This window comes from Bordetella genomosp. 9, from assembly GCF_002119725.1.
Taxonomy (GTDB): domain Bacteria; phylum Pseudomonadota; class Gammaproteobacteria; order Burkholderiales; family Burkholderiaceae_B; genus Bordetella_C.
In genome coordinates, this window is the sequence record NZ_CP021109.1 from 350,937 (window position 1) to 367,214 (window position 16,278).

At 58.3% G+C, this 16,278-nt stretch carries 22 protein-coding genes and 1 pseudogene; 13 read left to right on the forward strand and 10 right to left on the reverse strand.

Translation table 11 applies throughout. The features are described from left to right. The first annotated feature begins 45 nt into the window (after positions 1 to 45). Both CAL13_RS01595 and CAL13_RS01600 read left to right on the forward strand, forming a co-directional pair. Positions 46 to 735: a glutathione S-transferase gene (locus CAL13_RS01595; protein ID WP_086071296.1), complete on the forward strand. Its 690-nt coding sequence runs from the start codon at positions 46 to 48 to the stop codon at positions 733 to 735. 83 nt (positions 736 to 818) lie between these two features. Next, positions 819 to 1,394: a TetR/AcrR family transcriptional regulator gene (locus CAL13_RS01600; protein ID WP_024128187.1), complete on the forward strand. Its 576-nt coding sequence runs from the start codon at positions 819 to 821 to the stop codon at positions 1,392 to 1,394. Positions 1,395 to 1,535: 141 nt separating this feature from the next. Here CAL13_RS01600 and CAL13_RS01605 read toward each other — a convergent pair whose 3' ends face one another. Beyond that, a complete protein-coding gene (locus tag CAL13_RS01605) occupies positions 1,536 to 2,462 on the reverse strand; it encodes a LysR family transcriptional regulator (RefSeq protein WP_086071297.1) in 927 nt (308 codons plus the stop codon). A 129-nt stretch (positions 2,463 to 2,591) separates the two neighbouring features. Here CAL13_RS01605 and CAL13_RS01610 point away from each other — a divergent pair, with 129 nt between their 5' ends. Both CAL13_RS01610 and CAL13_RS21100 read left to right on the forward strand, forming a co-directional pair. After that, positions 2,592 to 3,380, forward strand: a complete 789-nt coding sequence (locus tag CAL13_RS01610; RefSeq protein WP_086071298.1) for an alpha/beta fold hydrolase — start codon at positions 2,592 to 2,594, stop codon at positions 3,378 to 3,380. Positions 3,381 to 3,482: 102 nt separating this feature from the next. Beyond that, positions 3,483 to 3,725, forward strand: coding sequence for a hypothetical protein (locus CAL13_RS21100; RefSeq protein ID WP_052754977.1), 243 nt, complete (start codon positions 3,483 to 3,485; stop codon positions 3,723 to 3,725). Positions 3,726 to 3,853: 128 nt separating this feature from the next. Here the strand turns inward: CAL13_RS21100 and map are convergent, their stop codons facing one another. From map to CAL13_RS01625, 3 genes are all read right to left on the reverse strand, one after another. Then, a complete protein-coding gene (map, locus tag CAL13_RS01615) occupies positions 3,854 to 4,621 on the reverse strand; it encodes a type I methionyl aminopeptidase (RefSeq protein ID WP_001554377.1) in 768 nt (255 codons plus the stop codon). Next, a complete protein-coding gene (locus tag CAL13_RS01620) occupies positions 4,618 to 4,830 on the reverse strand; it encodes a ParD-like family protein (RefSeq protein WP_009618131.1) in 213 nt (70 codons plus the stop codon). Before CAL13_RS01620 ends, map begins: the two co-directional genes overlap by 4 nt. 242 nt (positions 4,831 to 5,072) lie before the next feature. After that, complete coding sequence (locus tag CAL13_RS01625; protein WP_001554375.1) at positions 5,073 to 5,465, reverse strand: nuclear transport factor 2 family protein; 393 nt, start codon at positions 5,463 to 5,465, stop codon at positions 5,073 to 5,075. Positions 5,466 to 5,564: 99 nt separating this feature from the next. Here CAL13_RS01625 and CAL13_RS01630 point away from each other — a divergent pair, with 99 nt between their 5' ends. From CAL13_RS01630 to istB, 3 genes are all read left to right on the forward strand, one after another. Continuing rightward, the gene (locus CAL13_RS01630; protein WP_230592673.1) at positions 5,565 to 6,479 is read left to right on the forward strand and encodes a LysR family transcriptional regulator; all 915 of its coding nucleotides are present in this window, start codon (positions 5,565 to 5,567) and stop codon (positions 6,477 to 6,479) included. 90 nt (positions 6,480 to 6,569) lie between these two features. After that, positions 6,570 to 8,102: an IS21 family transposase gene (istA, locus tag CAL13_RS01635; RefSeq protein ID WP_086071299.1), complete on the forward strand. Its 1,533-nt coding sequence runs from the start codon at positions 6,570 to 6,572 to the stop codon at positions 8,100 to 8,102. Further along, positions 8,092 to 8,886, forward strand: a complete 795-nt coding sequence (istB, locus tag CAL13_RS01640) for an IS21-like element helper ATPase IstB (RefSeq protein ID WP_086071300.1) — start codon at positions 8,092 to 8,094, stop codon at positions 8,884 to 8,886. Before istA ends, istB begins: the two co-directional genes overlap by 11 nt. Before the next feature lie 14 nt (positions 8,887 to 8,900). On the opposite strand, the gene CAL13_RS01645 is transcribed toward istB, so the two are convergent. Then, positions 8,901 to 9,635, reverse strand: a complete 735-nt coding sequence (locus CAL13_RS01645; RefSeq protein ID WP_198297888.1) for an MFS transporter — start codon at positions 9,633 to 9,635, stop codon at positions 8,901 to 8,903. Between the two features lie 58 nt (positions 9,636 to 9,693). Here CAL13_RS01645 and CAL13_RS01650 point away from each other — a divergent pair, with 58 nt between their 5' ends. From CAL13_RS01650 to CAL13_RS01660, 3 genes are read left to right on the forward strand one after another with little or no spacing between them, the layout of a single operon-like run. Then, positions 9,694 to 9,897 carry a ribbon-helix-helix protein, CopG family gene (locus tag CAL13_RS01650; protein ID WP_062737779.1) on the forward strand — a complete coding sequence of 68 codons (204 nt, stop codon included), beginning with the start codon at positions 9,694 to 9,696 and terminating at the stop codon, positions 9,895 to 9,897. Then, positions 9,894 to 10,256 (forward strand): glyoxalase, encoded by a 363-nt coding sequence (locus tag CAL13_RS01655; RefSeq protein ID WP_032972548.1) that lies wholly within the window; start codon positions 9,894 to 9,896, stop codon positions 10,254 to 10,256. The genes CAL13_RS01650 and CAL13_RS01655 overlap by 4 nt, the downstream gene beginning before the upstream one ends. Beyond that, on the forward strand, positions 10,256 to 11,113 hold the full coding sequence (locus CAL13_RS01660) for a class I SAM-dependent methyltransferase (protein ID WP_032972751.1): 858 nt from the start codon (positions 10,256 to 10,258) through the stop codon (positions 11,111 to 11,113). Before CAL13_RS01655 ends, CAL13_RS01660 begins: the two co-directional genes overlap by 1 nt. Here CAL13_RS01660 and CAL13_RS01665 read toward each other — a convergent pair. Then, the gene (locus CAL13_RS01665; protein ID WP_043223441.1) at positions 11,110 to 11,730 is read right to left on the reverse strand and encodes a hypothetical protein; all 621 of its coding nucleotides are present in this window, start codon (positions 11,728 to 11,730) and stop codon (positions 11,110 to 11,112) included. The genes CAL13_RS01660 and CAL13_RS01665 overlap by 4 nt on opposite strands. 14 nt (positions 11,731 to 11,744) lie before the next feature. Beyond that, positions 11,745 to 12,281 carry a MarR family winged helix-turn-helix transcriptional regulator gene (locus tag CAL13_RS01670; protein WP_198297889.1) on the reverse strand — a complete coding sequence of 179 codons (537 nt, stop codon included), beginning with the start codon at positions 12,279 to 12,281 and terminating at the stop codon, positions 11,745 to 11,747. Between the two features lie 25 nt (positions 12,282 to 12,306). On the opposite strand from CAL13_RS01670, the gene CAL13_RS01675 reads away from it, so the two are divergent. Both CAL13_RS01675 and CAL13_RS01680 read left to right on the forward strand, forming a co-directional pair. After that, entirely contained in the window at positions 12,307 to 12,771 is a 465-nt protein-coding gene (locus CAL13_RS01675) for a hypothetical protein (RefSeq protein ID WP_043223445.1), read from the forward strand. 46 nt (positions 12,772 to 12,817) lie between these two features. Next, a complete protein-coding gene (locus CAL13_RS01680) occupies positions 12,818 to 13,444 on the forward strand; it encodes a LysE family translocator (protein ID WP_032963801.1) in 627 nt (208 codons plus the stop codon). 18 nt (positions 13,445 to 13,462) lie between these two features. Here CAL13_RS01680 and CAL13_RS01685 read toward each other — a convergent pair whose 3' ends face one another. Next, positions 13,463 to 14,593 carry an alpha/beta fold hydrolase gene (locus CAL13_RS01685; RefSeq protein WP_080701648.1) on the reverse strand — a complete coding sequence of 377 codons (1,131 nt, stop codon included), beginning with the start codon at positions 14,591 to 14,593 and terminating at the stop codon, positions 13,463 to 13,465. Positions 14,594 to 14,615: 22 nt separating this feature from the next. Beyond that, positions 14,616 to 15,524, reverse strand: coding sequence for an alpha/beta fold hydrolase (locus tag CAL13_RS01690; RefSeq protein ID WP_086071302.1), 909 nt, complete (start codon positions 15,522 to 15,524; stop codon positions 14,616 to 14,618). A 110-nt stretch (positions 15,525 to 15,634) separates the two neighbouring features. On the opposite strand from CAL13_RS01690, the gene CAL13_RS01695 reads away from it, so the two are divergent. Further along, positions 15,635 to 15,979 carry a MerR family transcriptional regulator gene (locus tag CAL13_RS01695; protein ID WP_442857349.1) on the forward strand — a complete coding sequence of 115 codons (345 nt, stop codon included), beginning with the start codon at positions 15,635 to 15,637 and terminating at the stop codon, positions 15,977 to 15,979. Positions 15,980 to 16,066: 87 nt separating this feature from the next. Here CAL13_RS01695 and CAL13_RS21415 read toward each other — a convergent pair. Further along, positions 16,067 to 16,258, reverse strand: a pseudogene (locus tag CAL13_RS21415) (IS3 family transposase); the annotation flags it as partial. Between the last annotated feature and the right edge of the window lie 20 nt (positions 16,259 to 16,278).

Here is a 16,278-nt window from a genome sequence, read left to right on the forward strand (position 1 = left end):
ATCGGTTGTTGACCGATACGAATTCACCACATGGAGAGTTCTCGAATGAGTGCGGTTGCAGGACCAGTCGATGGTGAGGCGGGATTTCCGCTGAAGATCTACGACTTCCCTCGGGGCCCTTACCCGACGCGTGTCCGGATCGCCCTAGCAGAAAAAAACCTCCTGTCACGCGTGGAGTTCGTGATGGTTGATCTCCGCAAGGGGGAGCACAAGGATCCCAGGTTCATCTCGGATAAAAACTACTCCGGAACGGTTCCGGTGCTTGAGCTTGCGGATGGAACGTGCATTGCCGAGTGCACCGCCATCACGGAGTATCTCGATGCGCTTGTCGGCGGTCCGGTTTTGACGGGCTCCACAGCGTTCGAGAGGGGAATGATTCACATGATGAGCAAGCGCGCCGAACTGGAGCTGCTTGACGCCATCAGTGTTTACTTCCACCATGGAACGCCGGGTTTGGGGCCACTGGTGGAGCAATACCAGAACAGGGAATGGGGACTCAGGCAGCGCGACAAGGCCTTGCGAGGCATGCATTATTTCGACGATGTGCTTCGCAAGCGAGCTTATGTTGCCGGCGACGCGTTCTCCATGGCCGACATTACGGTCATCGCCGGACTGATATTCGCTGATATCGTCGACTTGGCGGTACCCGCCGAATGCACGGCGCTCTTGGCATGGTACGAAAGGATGAAAATGCGCCCCAGCGTAAAGAGCCAACCCGCATTTGCTCGCAGGTAGGCCGTTCGACGTACTCGTAACCAGACGGTCGCAAGACAAGATACCGCAGTGGAGCGTCATTACACAAGTCGAGGGCGACAGCCGTGGAGAGTCAGAGAAACACGAACTCCAGTGACAAGATCTTGTCCATTGCAACACGAATCGCCCAGGCGCACGGTTACGGTGGCTTGAGCGTTCGCCGCTTGGCCGAAGAAGTCGGTGTCAAACCTGCAAGTCTTTACCATCATTTCCCGAGCAAGGCGGCTCTCGCTGCTGCAGTTGCCAGGCGATACTGGGAAAATTCGTCGACGCAATTGGAAGAACTGTTGAATCGGCTTCCGGACCCCACAGATTGCTTGCGCAGATATCCCAATATGTTCAGGAAGGCGCTGGAGAACGACAACCGCATCTGCCTGTGCAGTTTCATGACGGCTGAATACGATGACCTTCCCGAGAATGTGAGGCAAGAAGTTCGAACATTCTCTGATGTGCATATCACATGGCTGGCTAAGGTTTTGGCGAGCGCCGGGATTGTCAATCCGAACATCGCGAAAGAACGCGCGCAGGCCATCTATGCTGCAATCACAGGAGCGCAGCTGATGGCACGTGGGCGTTCCGACTTAAGTCTTTTCGATACGTTGATCACGAGCTACAGGGCAACCGGGCTTCTGCCGGCCTAGAGGCGAGGCCAGCGGACGCACCACGAAGACAAGCGCTCGACTGCTGTTTGAGCAAGGCAACCGCCACGCTACGTTTGGGGCGCGTCCAACGCCCGGCATTCTCAGGGCTGGGGCTATGCATTCCAGGGCTCAGGGGCAACCTCAAGCCGTAGTGCTCCTATGCATGAGATCCCACGGCTGCGTGTCGTCGAAGCTCATGCTCAGATGCTCGATGAAACGGCGAACTTTCAACGACACATGGCGCTTGCTCGGATAGATGGCATGAATCGCCAAATCCTTTGTTTTGTGGTCAGGCAGCAGGACACGAAGCGCACCGCTGGCGATGGACTGCTCGAACACGAAGCTAGGGCCGTAGACCACCCCCGCCCCTGTCAGCGCTGCCGCGAGCAGCATCTGCATGTTGTTTGCAGCGAGCCGGATCTCACCATCAATGTGATATGTCTGGCCGTTAGCATCCGTAACGCTCCAGTCTCCGGCTGAAACCGCCTGGGAGAAAGCGAGCCGGGGTGCCTGGCGGAGCTGTTCGACGGTTTTCGGCTCGCCATGTCGTGCCAAAAAGGATGGGGCTGCACAGAACATCATGCGACACGAGGCGAGCCGCCGAGCAACGAGGTCGGAGTCCTGCAGACGGCCGATGCGGATAGCAACGTCGATGCCATCTGCCAGTAGATCGACATAGCGATCGCTCAGCGTGGTCTCGATCGAGACATCGGGGTATTCAGCCAGATAATTCGATACAACACGACCAAGATGCAGTGCCCCAAAGGTTGTCGGCGCAGCCACGCGCAAAATTCCATGCACACTCTGTTGCGCGTCCTGGGCTTCGCGGTTCGCGTCCTCGTATTCTTCCAGCAAGCGCTTGCATCGCGTGTAGTAGGACCTTCCTACATCCGTTAGCGTCAACTTGCGCGTGCTGCGTTGAAGCAACCGAACTTTCAGCTGTTCCTCGATCGCGGAAACGTGCTTGCCCGCCATCGACGGTGACAGGCCAAACCGTCGAGCGGCGCTTACCAAGCTGCCTTCTTCGACTGCGGAGACGAACACCGCCATGCTGAGCAATCTATCCATACCACCTCATTCGATATCCTGATTATCAGGTGGTGATAAATCTAGGCCTATTATCGTCCGAATGGAATGGGTCTAGCCTAGCACTGTAGCCAGCCGATCCCCGGTGGGCTTTAGCAAAAGGATGTTCCAATGAAGGTCGAATCGAACGGCATAGAGATCCATGTCGAGGAGCAAGGGCAAGGCGATCCGTCACTCGTTTTTCTGCATTACTGGGGCGGCTCCTCCCGCACTTGGAAGCACGTCTGCTCCAGGCTGGCGCCGAACTTCCATACGCTTGCTCTCGATCATCGCGGCTGGGGTCAATCCGACGCGCCTTCGATGGGCTACGGGCTGGCAGACCTTGCAGCCGATGCAGAGGGCGTGATTGCAGCGCTGCACCCGAAGCGCTACGTTCTGATCGGTCACTCGATGGGGGGCAAGGTCGCTCAGCTTATGGCTTCGCGGCGGCCTGCCGGACTGGCCGGGTTGGTTCTCGTCGCTCCTTCACCGCCATCGCCAATGATCTTGCCGAAAGAGGCACGCGAAATGATGGCAGGAGCCTACGCAAACCGTGAAACAGTGGAGGCGACTATCGATAACGTGCTGACGGCCCTCCCGCTGTCAGCGGAGGATCGCGAACAAGTGATCGCGGACAGCTTGCGTGGCGCGCCAGCGGCTAAGCTAGCTTGGCCCAGAGCGACCAGCTTGGAAGACATCACTGGGCAGGTAGGTGCCATCGACGTACCTACGCTTGTTATTGCGGGTGAGCTGGATCGCGTGGATTCGCCCGAGGTACTGAGGAAAGAATTACTTCCTCGCATATCGCAAGCCGTCATGACCGTAGTACCAGGTACAGGGCATTTGTCCATGTTGGAAACACCGGATGCATTGACTCCATTGATTGAGAATTTCTGCCGTTCACTGCCAGGGAAGGGGTGAAGCGGACATCGCGGCGGTGCGCAATCGAAGCGCCTCGCAGCTAATACGCGGCGAAAAGCTCGCCCCCCGAAGGGCGTTGCACGGACGTGGGCGGCGCAGTTCGTGCACTGGTACAACCACGAGCACCTGCACAGCGGGCTGCGCTTCGTGGCCCCGGCCGTTCGCCATGCCGGTCAGGATGAGGTCCAGTTGCAGGCACGCAGATGGGTATACGAGCTTGCCCGCCAGCGTCATCCGCAGCGCAGGACCGGACCGACCCGCAACTGGAGCCGCGTTGGCGCCGTCACCCTCAATCCCGACCGCGATGCGGGCGCGCCGAGGCAAAGCCGACAGCATGACAAGTAACCGATTAGCTGCATGAGATCAGGCGACAACTACCTTGACACGCACCGAGAGCACGCCGGCAACGGCGTGTTCTTACCCGAAGTCAAGGTCAGATCCTGAGCGAAAGTCCGTATCGCTACCACACTGGATCAGTGCAACGCCTTTTCGCCCGGGCGCAGCGTCAAGACACGCACACCGTTCCCGGTGACAGCAACGGTATGCTCGAACTGAGCCGACAATTGCCCATCGCGCGTAACCACCGTCCAGCCGTCGTCCTCAGTTCGAATGGCACGTCGTCCTTGGTTCACCATCGGCTCTATGGTGAAAACCATGCCTTCGCGCAGTACTAGCCCCGTTCGCGGCTTGCCCCAGTGCAAAACCTGGGGGTCCTCGTGCATTTCACGACCGATACCGTGCCCACAGTATTCCCGGACGATCGAATAACCATTCCTGCGGGCATGCCGCTCGATGGCGTGGCCCACGTCACCGAGCGTGGCACCTGGGCGGACAGCCTGGATGCCTTTCCACATCGCTTCATAAGCCACTTGCACGAGCCGCCGTGCCGGCTGCGACACCTGGCCCACCAGATAGGTCTTGCTGGAATCGGCGATGTAGCCATTCTTCTCCAGCGTGATGTCGAAATTGACGATGTCCCCGTCCTGCAGGATGTCCTCGGCGGAAGGAACGCCGTGGCAGACCACATGGTTGCGGGAGGCGTTTAGCGCGTAGGCGTAACCGTATTGCCCTTTGCTGGCCGGGCGTGCGTTGAATTCATGGACGATGAGGTCATCGACCAGATCATTGACCTGCATCGTGGACATGCCAATCAGATTCAGCCGATCAAGATGGCTGAACACCTGCGCCAAAAGCTGGCCTGACTCTGCCATCAGCGCAATTTCTTCTGGCCGCTTGGTCATGCCGCCCCCATCTTGATGGGTTGTGCCACAACGCCCGCGGCCCGCAGTTCACGGGCAACGATATCGTTGAAGCTTTGCGTTGGATTCATTTCGCACAGCATGCCGATCCTGATCCAGAAGGCTGCCTGTGCGTTGATCGACCGGCACGATACTGCGCTGGCCTTGCGCAGTTGGTCATGCAGATCGTCGTCGATGTTCACGATACCCATGTGTCTAGTTGCATATGAAACGTATACGAATCATATAGGCGTCTTGGCCGTAGCGCAAGTGAACTGCGCTGACGTGACCAAGTCGACGCCATGATGGTTTCCTAGGAGCCGGTAGCGCAGGCCTGACTCGGCGCGATAGCAATGGCGGGCCGAGTTCGCCGATCGGGCTATGACGGCATGGGCATCGGCAAGCTCGGCCAAGCTCCACTCTCGACCGAGGGCGTCGCCTTGACCTCGAACCTTCAGTCCCTGGCAAAAAAGGCATTCATGCCCGGCAGGTCGGACAGGTAGGTCTCGATAGCAGCGATCTTGCCATCGCGCAAGGTGCAGACCGTAGCCAGATGCTCGTCCAGTACGAGGTCATTCCGGCGTGCAGTGTTATGCAGCGAGAGCGCGACATTATCCCGGCTTACCAGAATGTGCTTGAGCTCGAAATTCAGGCCGAAGCTGGCAATTAGCTCAGCTCTGGCAACGACTGCTTCCGCACCGACCGCTGGACCAGAGATCTGATTGTCTCCGGGCAGAACCCAGGTGGCATCGTCGGTAAGAAGCTTACGGATCGCCTGCCAGTCGCGGCGGGTCAGTGCGGCATGAAACTGCTTGGCCAAAGCAAGCTTTGTTTCGTAGGTATGCATGACTATTCTCCTGTAGCGGGGTGTACAGCGAGATTAGACAGCGCCAGGAATGGATCTGTAAAATTGATATTTGATAGTAGTTAGCAATAGATTAAAGTTATGAAGAAGCACGACATGGGTCTACTGGTGTCGTTGGATGTTCTGCTTGAAGAGGCCAACGTCACTCGTGCAGCACGACGCTTAGCCATCAGCCAGCCTGCACTCTCAGCCCAATTGGCCCGCTTGCGGCAGGTGCTTGATGATCCTTTGCTGGTGCCGGCCGAGCGCGGCCGAGGTATGCGGTTGACGCCACGTGCAGCGCAGCTGAAATCACCCCTGCATGAGTTGCTGACACGGCTTGAGGATCTTGTCGAGGCGCCCTACGCTTTCGATCCCAGCACGGCCAAGCGCGATTTCACGATCGCCCTCAATGACAATGCCGCGATGACGATTGGACTGGATCTCATCGAGTGCATTCGGAAGCAGTCGTATGCAGGCATTAGATTGGCCATGCTCCAGATACCCCGGGATGAGGTCCTGGATCTTGCAGCTCGCGGCCGCATCGACCTGGTGATCGGCACCCGAGCCTTCATGCCCCCTGGTTTGCGCACCCATGATCTGGTCGACGACAGGTTTCAGGTGGCCCAACGCAAAGGGCATCCTCGCGGCACGGCTGCAATGACGCTGGAGCAATACTGCGCTTATGAGCATGTGCTGGTGTCTACCAATGGCAGTTATCACAGTGGGATCGATGATTTTCTTGCAGAGCTGGGGCATTATCGACACACCACGGTATCCGTGCAGTACTACACAGCGGTGCCACCGATACTTGAGCGCACGAACTGCCTGGCGACGTTGCCTGAGCGCTTCCTACACCGCTTTGATCACATGATCGACCGCTTCGACCTCCCATTCGCATTCGATCCGTTCCAGCTGCAGGTCGGTTGGCATCCGCGCTTTGACGAAGATTTAGGACATCAGTGGCTGCGTGAACAGCTGATTGCGGTGAGGCTGTTGGTTTCCACGCAGAACTGAGCCAGTTAGGCAGATAATTTCCATTGAGAACTGAGCCATGTGAACCTTCCCCCCAACGCGGTGAGCGACGGGGGCAGCGGAGTGATCCACATGGGACTTTTAAACATCATCCGGCGCATGGCGCTGCGAGAGAAGCAGTCGATCCGCGAGATCAGCCGGCGCACCGGTCTGTCGCGCAACACGATCGCGAAGTATTTGAGCGCGGGTACGATAGAGCCGACGTTCACGGTACCGGAACGACCGAGCAAGCTTGATCCTTTTGCCGACAAACTCGCGGCCTGGCTGAAGACCGAGACCGGAAAGTCGCGCAAGCAGCGCCGAACACTGAAGCAGCTTCATTCCGATCTGGTGGTTCTCGGCTTTACCGGCTCCTATGGTCGGGTCGCCGCATTCGCTCGTGATTGGCGGGCTGATCGGCAACGTGAGCAGCAGACGACGGGCCGCGGCATATTCGTTCCGCTGTCTTTCCGACCAGGCGAAGCATTCCATTTCGATTGGAGTGAGGACTATGCCGTGATAGGCGGCGAGCGCACGAAGCTTCAGGTCGCGCATATCAAGCTATCGCACAGTCGCGCGTTTTTTGTCAGGGCCTACCTGTTGCAGACGCATGAGATTCTGTTTGACGCCCATTGGCACGGCTTCCGCGTGTTTGGCGGCGTGCCTGGTCGTGGCATCTACGATAACATGAAGACAGCGGTCGATCGTGTGGGCCGCGGCAAGGAGCGACAGGTCAACATCCGTTTCCTTGCGATGACGAACCATTACGTCTTTGCGCCAGAGTTCTGCAATCCCGCCGCGGGCTGGGAGAAGGGGCAGGTCGAGAAGAACGTCCAGGATGCCCGACCGCGGCTGTGGCAACAGATGCCCGACTTTCCAGATTTGGGGGCATTGAATATCTGGCTGGAACAGCATTGCCAGGACCTGTGGCGGGAGACAGCGCATGGCACCTTGTCCGGCTCGATCGCGGATGTTTGGGCTGATGAGCGGGCAGCATTGATGGCGCTCCCCGCCATGTTTGACGGCTTCGTCGAGCAGAGCAAGCGCGTCTCGCCGACATGCCTGATCACCTTCGAGCGCAATCGTTACAGCGTGCCTGCGTCTTTTGCGAACCGGCCCGTCAGCCTGAGGATTTATCCCGAGCGACTGGTCGTTGCGGCCGAGGGCAATATCCTTTGCGAACATCCGCGGATCATAGAACGCAGCCACGACAAACCGCCGAGGACGATTTACGACTGGCGCCATTACCTTGCGGTCATCCAGCGCAAGCCTGGAGCACTGCGCAATGGCGCACCCTTCCTGGAATTGCCGCTGGCCTTTCGACAGCTGCAGGAGCAGATGCTGCGCCGCCCTGGTGGTGATCGTGAGATGGCCGATATCCTTGCCCTCGTCCTTCATCACAACGAACAGGCCGTCATCAGTGCTGTGGAATTGGCTTTGGATCAAGGCGTGGCAACCAAAATGCATGTGCTAAACCTGCTGCATATGCTGATCGACGATAAGACGACTGACGGTCCCGACGTCGATACGCCACAGGCACTGACTTTGCTGCGCGAACCCAAGGCCAATGTCGAACGCTATGATGGCCTGCGTGTCCGGATCGTTGGAGGTCGCCATGCGTCATGATCCAGCCAGTGCCGCCGTCGTCATCATGCTGCGAAGCCTGAAGATGTATGGCATGTCCCAAGCCGTCAGTGACCTGATCGAGCAAGGTGCTCCAGCCTTTGATGCAGCCGTGCCGATCCTGTCCCAGTTGCTGAAAGCCGAGATGGCCGAGCGCGAGGTCCGGTCCATCGCCTATCACATGAAGGCTGCCCGCTTCCCAGCCTACAAGGACCTCTCCGGATACGACTTCGCCGCCAGCGAAATCAACGAAGAGACGGTGCGCCAATTGCATAGATGCGAGTTCATCGACGGCGCGCAGAATATCGTGCTTGTCGGCGGACCGGGCACAGGAAAAACACATGTCGCCACCGCCCTCGGCATCCAGGCGATCGAGCATCACCGTCGAAAGGTCCGATTCTTCTCGACCATCGAATTGGTCAACGCGCTTGAGCAGGAGAAGGCTAAAGGCAAGGCGGGGCAGATCGCAGAGACCTTGGTCCGCCTTGATCTGCTCATCCTCGACGAGTTGGGATACCTGCCGTTCAGCGCCTCAGGGGGAGCACTGCTCTTCCACCTTCTGAGCAAGCTCTATGAACGGACGAGCGTTGTGATTACCACCAACCTCAGCTTCAGCGAATGGGCAACCGTCTTCGGCGACGCCAAGATGACAACCGCATTGCTCGATCGCCTGACCCACCGCTGCCATATCCTGGAAACAGGGAACGACAGCTTCCGCTTCAAGGCCAGCTCGGCAGCCGCAGCACAGAAGAGAGGACAAAACGCCAATCCCTTGACTAAACCCTGATCAGAAAACCATACTTAGAGGTGGCTCACTTCTCGGTGGAAAAACTGGCTCAGTTCCGCGTGCAAACCAACACCTTGAAGACCTAGAGCCGTGCCCGGACGCCAAATGCGACCGATTATCCGCCAGAAGGACTCCCGTTGACCCGCATGCGGTGCCACCGCTGGCAGCCGATAGATGGCAGCTAACCCGACGAGTGGCAGCACCGTGCAGGCAACCATCAGCCAAGCGAAGCCGAGCCTATTCAGGAGCGCAAGTCCCAATGGACCACCCGCTGCGTAGGCACCGTACATACCGACGCCAACGAGCGACATGACCCGGCCAGTTCTCGCCTGCCCCATCAGCCCAATGGCCCAGCTTATCATGCCCACATTAGCAACGCTCTCGCCGAGACCAAGCAGAAGGCGCCCGACGATCAGCACCGCGTAGCTGCCGCCCATGGGAAGTTGAGGCCAACTCGCGGTGAAGCAGATCAGCCCGGCCGCAGCATAGAGGAACAGGCCCCGCTGCATACAATGTTTGCCTCCGAGTCGATCAACATGGGCTCCAGCCCAGCCACGCGTGAGGATCGTCGATACAAAGGTAATCCCGACAGCTAGCCCCCCGTAGGCGTTATCCAGCCCCAGGCCATGCACGACGTGGACCGGCACCGCCGGCAACGACATTGCAATAGTAAGATACGAGAGAAACAATGCCGCTGTGAGGGCCAGAACCCGGCGATAAGCTAATTCGGGCTGTTCAACATCGGACATGGGCACGCACTCACCAGCAGGGTTGATTTGATTCTAGTTTGCTAGCATACTAGCTCCTATGGCTAGCGAAGATGTCAAGCAGTTCAACGTTTACCTTCCGGTCAGCCTGATCCGAGAGGTCAAACATCATGCGATTGAAGCCGAAATGTCGCTCTCGGCGCTCGTTGCCGACGCGCTACGCGCGTATCTGAACGAGAAAATCAACAAGAGAGGCGATCTTCCGCGCAGCCAAAACAGACGTAGAAAAGGAGATGAACAATGAAGACCGAAGGTGTGAAAGCAATCTTCCTGACGACCCATAATTGGGGAAAGTCCGCAAAGTTCTTTCAGTCCTTGGGATACGAGCTTGACTTTGAAACCGATCATAATTCTGGACAACTGCGCAACGAGGCGGGCCCGTATCTTTTCATCGCCGAAGTGCCAGAGAACGAGCAGCCTGCCATCCAAATGGTGCTAAAGATTCGCGATGGCGAAACCCTTGACCTTGCCCCCCCGTTTGAAGTCGTTTCGCCGTTCGCAGATACCCATTGGGGTACGCGGGAAATGACTGTCCGCGATCCGGATGGGCGGACCTGGAGCCTGGAAGCCCCAGCACAGACAAAAGCCGGCGCATCAACATGATGCAAGGCAAGGCGAACTTGGCGCCGGAGAGCACGGCAGAACGTACCGCGCTGTGGCGTGCCCTGCACGTCGAGATCGATGCAGCGCCTCACGTCTTTGAGGACAGGGTTGGGCTTCGCCTTCTGGCGCCCGGCGCGGAGTGGCGGCGTCGTCCCGACATGGATCCCGATTTTACAAAGACCTTTCGTGCGTCGATGGTTGCCAGAGCGAGGTTTGTCGAAGATCTGGTCATTGAACAAGCGGATCGCGGCGTTGCGCAGTATGTCATTTTAGGCGCCGGCCTCGACACCTTCGCCCAACGCAGGACAGACGTTGCGTGTCGGATGCGCATCTTTGAAGTCGATCAGCCGGCGCCCCAGGAATGGAAACGCCAACGGCTGACCGCGCTTGGCTATGGCATTCCTGAATGGTTGCGCTTTGTCCCGGTTGATTTCGAAGCAGGAGGCTCTGTCTGGCAGGCACTTGCGGAGGCGGGCTTCGATGCGAAGCAGTCGGCCATCATAGCTTCCACCGGCGTCAGCATGTACCTGACGAAAGAAGCAACTCTGGCAACTTTCCGTCAGGTCGCGGCGCTTGCGCCAGGATCGACACTCGCCATGACGTTCATGTTGCCGCTCTATCTCATGCCGCCTGATGTTCGGCTACAGCTTGGGCAGGCGCTCGAGGGTGCACGCGCAAGCGGAACACCATTCATTAGCTTATTCGCGCCTGAAGAGATAATGGCCATGGCTCGGAGTGCCGGCTTTCAGGATGTTCGGCATGTCCCCCCGAGCGCACTTGCACAACGCTACTTCACGAACCGGAAGGATGGCTTGCAATTATCGAGCGCGGAAGAGTTCTTGGTCGCGACGACCTAGAACTCTGGTTGACGAGGCCCTTTCAGCCAGTCTTCAAACTCAGACAGGCTGGTTACGCCGTATTCGAGTACAGCTTCATAAACTTGAAAGCTGGATGGGCGTCTACCTGAACAGGAACCGTTCGCCAGCGCGGTTTTGATCGCCAAAATCGACTGGCGAGCGGAAGTGGTCAGCTTTGACGGAATTGTGCGAAGATGTTTGAGATCAGGCTGCCTCTCCGGCTCGTCGACAAACCAGATGTCAAAGGTCCAGTCTCGGCCGGTCTCGTCGCGACAGGTTACCCCCAGATACAGGCCATCGGGATATTTTTCGACATCACTGTTCCAGATACCCGTATCATTGCGGAATTGAACAGAGCCTATAGAAGCATGCATAGCCAGCTTCCCGCCAAGTTCAGCCACCGCGCGGTGCGTCTCCTCATCCAGCTTCTTGCACGTAACGGTGATGTCGATATCCCGGCGGACCATCAGACCCAGTGCGGAACTTCCCACGCGCGTCGGACTTCCGATCTCTGACAGCAAGTTGTCCAAGCCGAGCGCATCTATTAGCGCGTCGGCTTCGGCCTGCAACTTCGCTTGATGAATGAGTAATTCTGATAACCCATCAGTTTTCGACATCTATACAACCCCTTTTACCGCTTATCAGCGCTGTCATTTTGAGTTTCCAGGTTTCTAAGGCTTCTAACGAAATCGCTCGCGATCTCTGCGCTGCGTTCTGTAAAATCTATGAGCAGGTTCAATTCGGCCGCCGAGTAGCGGTTAAACAGCCGTTCCGTCGCCGCCTGGAGAGGATGATAGATCGCTGCGAGTGCGCCTATGTTCTCGGGACGCAGCCGGACGTAGACACGTCGACGATCTTGCGGATCACGCTCACGAGTGACGTAACCGCCCTGCTCCAACCGATCGATCAGGCTCGTGACGGCTCCGGTCGTCAAGCCAGTATGCCGCGCCAAGTCACCTGCGGTGGCACAGCCGCGTAATTGAATCAGATCGAGGCACTCAAGGGCTGTAGGAGTGAGCCCGACTGCGTCGGCGACTGCCTGGCTAATTAAGATACTCTGGGCGCTAGCTATCCGAAGCGCTACGCCAAGCCTCGTCATCTGGTCTGTCCGCCGCTGATTTGACTTTACCATCAGATTCCCTTGGCAATCAAGATAATTGATCGTCAAGATATCACAGTTGGAGGCATCCGCAATGCATGGCGTGCTCGCTCCCTTCGCAGCCTTTACCGCGCTTGCTCTTGCCGCCATGAGCCTAGGCGGCGCGTTGTACGAGTGCCTGTTGGTGGATCGGATATGGCCTGCGAATATTCACTTGATCCAGCCGGAACAGGGTGGGCTCAACCGGAAGCTCTTCTGGATGCCTGTGCACTTTGTCTTTGAGTTCACTCTCATCGCCGCCTTGTGGCTGGTCTGGGCACATCCATCTGCACGCCTGTGCCTTTTCATTGCGGCGGCAAGCCATCTCGTTATGCGTGCCTGGTCAGGTATCTATTTCATCCCCCGCGCACTCGAGTTCGAACGAGCGAACCAAATGACGCCGGCTATGCAGGAGAAAGCAAGGAGATGGGTGCGGCTGAGCATTTGGCGCGTACCTCTAGACTTTGCGACACTGCTAGCGTTGTGTGGCGCAGTCACTGCCCTGCTGATTAGCCAATAGCTGCATGCCTGACCTCTTTGATATCGTTCTCCCGGAGAAAAATAGCATGATCGACATGACGACAATGGTTACGTACTGCGCAGTTGTTCTAGGCTTTGTCTTTATTCCGGGGCCAGCCACGCTGCTCACCGTGGCGCGGGCTACAACTTCTGGAACGAAGGTCGGGATCGCCACCGGAGCTGGGATTGCCGCTGGCGACCTGGTACACACGCTCATGGCCGTGGTCGGTATCTCGGCAGTCATAGCCGCCTCTGCCATGCTGTTCAGTATCGTCAAATATATCGGCGCTGCCTATCTCATTTATCTCGGTATACGCGCGCTTCTGGAAAAAACCTCAGTCAATCCGTCGGCCGGCGCAGTGCGGATTTCCGCTGGTCAGGCTTTCAGTCAGGCAATTTTGGCGGAAGTCCTTAATCCCAAGACAGCGTTGTTCTTTCTTGCATTCCTCCCGCAATTCGTTCGGCCAGAGAACGGGTCGATAACGCTTCAACTCATCATTCTAGGGATCATCTTTGTTGGCCTAGGCCTCGTCAGCACAATCCTATTCGCAGTGGGCGCGAGCGGGCTGGGCAATTTCCTGCGCCGGAACCCGTCGGTGATGAAATGGCAGGGGAAAGTGGTCGGCTGCGTGTACTGTGCTCTAGGGGTTCGACTAGCGCTTCAAGAGCGCTAGCACCTATGCCGCTTCAGCTTAAATGCCCGAGAGTGCAGCACGCCGGCGAGCTGCTCGATCGCCGGACCAATTTACTGCCGGGGCTCCTTCAGCAGATGGCGGAGCCCCGCACGGACCGGCCGCAAGTTCGCATCCGCATGCTTCATCCAGCGCAAAATCACGGAACGCCATCAGCCGTTGGTCTGTAGCCAATCCCTCCGGCCATGTGAGCGCATATACGTGGGGCGCGAGCGCCTTGACATTGTCACCATATGGCCGAACCAGACGACCGGCCTCCAGTTCCGCGTTGATCATCGGTGAACGACCTAGAGCAACGCCCAACCCATCGATAGCCGCGGAAAGCGCAACGCCATAGTGGCTGAAGCGGAGCCGTGGCTGTGTGTTATCGGCGCTCACTTTCAGCCGCTCCAGCCAATACGACCACGCCAACGCTCGGTCAGGCGCAGGGTCCTCCTCGATGAGCGTATAACGAGTCAGATCAAACTGCTTGTCTTCCCTAGGCTGCTTCAGCAAGATCGGGCTACAGACAGGATAACTCTCTTCCCGGAAGAGAAAAATCTCGTTGTCTGTCAGCCCGCCCGCCATACGGGCCAGCGCAGCATCGATGAATGCCTGCGGGTCGGCGGACAGTAGCTTTTCCGGGAGCCCGAATGGCTGGGCCAGGAAGAACCAATGGAAATTGGCGCGTCCAAATCGTTCGTCCACCAGATCCCATGCATCCAGAGTCGGAATCACGGCCAGCGAGGCGAAGTGCGTCACCTGCCCCGGGTAATCGAGCGCGAGGCGGTATCCGGCGCGTGCCCCCCGGTCGTGTCCCACAACGGCAAACCGGCGGTGTCCAAGTTTGGCCATCAAGGCAATCAAGGCGCTGGCCACGCGACGCTTGGTCCAGCGAGGCCGATCCGAGTCGGGCCGACTGCTACCGTAGCCGGGCAGGTCCGGCGCCACGACCGTAAACGACTGTGCCAGCCGTGGCGCGACATGTCGCCATGCAAGATGGGTTTGTGGGTAGCCATGTAGCAGCAGCACGGGCGGTCCTCCGGAGCCGCCAGTGACGCCGCAAAACGCCACGCCGCCCGCCTCGATGTGCAACTCTGAGAATCCAGCAACTGAGTTCCACGATGCAATGCCGTCGATACCCGACATCATCAACTCCGTACGGTATGGATCGCTAGCGTGAAAGAGCCATACGAACGAAATCCGACAGGTCCCGGTTGAAGCGCTCCGGTTCTTCGAGGAACGGCGCGTGCCCTGAATCGGCATACAGCTCGCTGCGGATCTGTGGGTTGAGGCTCGTAGCCCTGGCGATGCTGGGCTTGGCCTTCACGAGCGCATCCTGGGTGCCGTAGATCAGCAGGAGCGGAACCTCGGCCTTGCTCAATCCTTTGCCTGCCTCGACCGTCATCGACTGCACGGCACGTTGCATGTCCCACGATGCCAGCGCTGCGTTGGCCAGCAGCAAGGAGAACGTGGCCGCGTCGGGCTGGCGGCGGAAGCACAGCCGCAGGAAAGCGCGCTCGCCGTCCAGATAGGTTTGCAAGTCCGAAGCGATCATGTCGCGATAGACTTCAGGGTGCGCCACGATCTGGTCGGGCTTCAGCTCGATCACTCCGCCGACATAGACGGCACCGGCGATGGCTTTGTCGCCATAGACTGCCAGGTAGTTCGATATCACGGCACCGCCCAGCGACCATCCCACGAGCACCGGCTTGCGCGCGTGTGTCGATTCGATGATCGCGGCTAGGTCATCGGCCCAGCGGCGCCCGTCGGTGTAGGAACTGGCCTCGGCCGGTTTGCCCGACATGCCGTGCCCACGCAGGTCGTAAGTGATCAATCGATAATGCTGGAGTCGAGGGTCCTGTAATTGCTTACTCCAGTTCAGCCGGCTGCCCAGCAGGCCATGGATGAAAATGATGGGAGAACCCTCGGGATCACCAGCTTCCTGGACGGCCAGCACCACTCCATCGGGGGCAGTGACGGTGTAATTCCGGGTTGCGGCGAACGTAGCCGGCGCGGCGGCCAGTAGCGCGAATGTTGCTATCAGTGCGCCGAATGCACCACGAAGTTTCGACAAAGACATAGACACGTACTCCTAGGTTCCTAGAACACACCTAGTCTCAAGCCTCACATTGATGTGAGTGTCAAGCGGGGAAATGGTATAGTGGGTCCATGTCCAAGCCTCAAAGCCCCATGACCATTGGCGAGCTCGCCCACAAGACAGGGGCAAGCCGGCGCTCGATTCGGCACTACGACGACAACGGACTGCTAACTTCCGTACGCGCGGAAAACGGCTATCGGATGTTTCTCCCAGTCGCCGTCACTCAGGTCCGTCAGATCCAGAGGTTGATCGCCACAGGCTTCAGCTTGGCGGAAATCCGCGGTTTTCCCGATTGCATGCGCATGATCGAAGGCGCTGCAGCGTGTCCTGAAACGAGTGAAGTGCAACGCCGACGGCTCGCTTCCATAGAGCGGCAGATCGCGGACCTTGAACAGCGACGCGCACGGCTGCGCCAGATGCTGGTAGAAGAGGCCTAACAGGCTGTTGAAGTACACCCCATCCTCGATAGTCGATCGACATCAGTGTGAACCGCCCCGGGAATCCCGGAGACTCGTTGGTGTAAGTCACGCCGCTATAGCGAGCTCACGGGTCTGTTGATAGTAGTTCGCTTCGGCCCTCGGCCGGTGGGATGTCGCCGATCGCCCCAGCAACCGCTTGTGGTTGAACCAGTCCACCCACTCCAGGGTGGCCAACTCGACGTCCTGCAGGTTCCGCCAGGACCACCGGTGGATGACCTCGGCCTTGTACAGGCCGTTGCTCGCAGTCTTGCCGAATC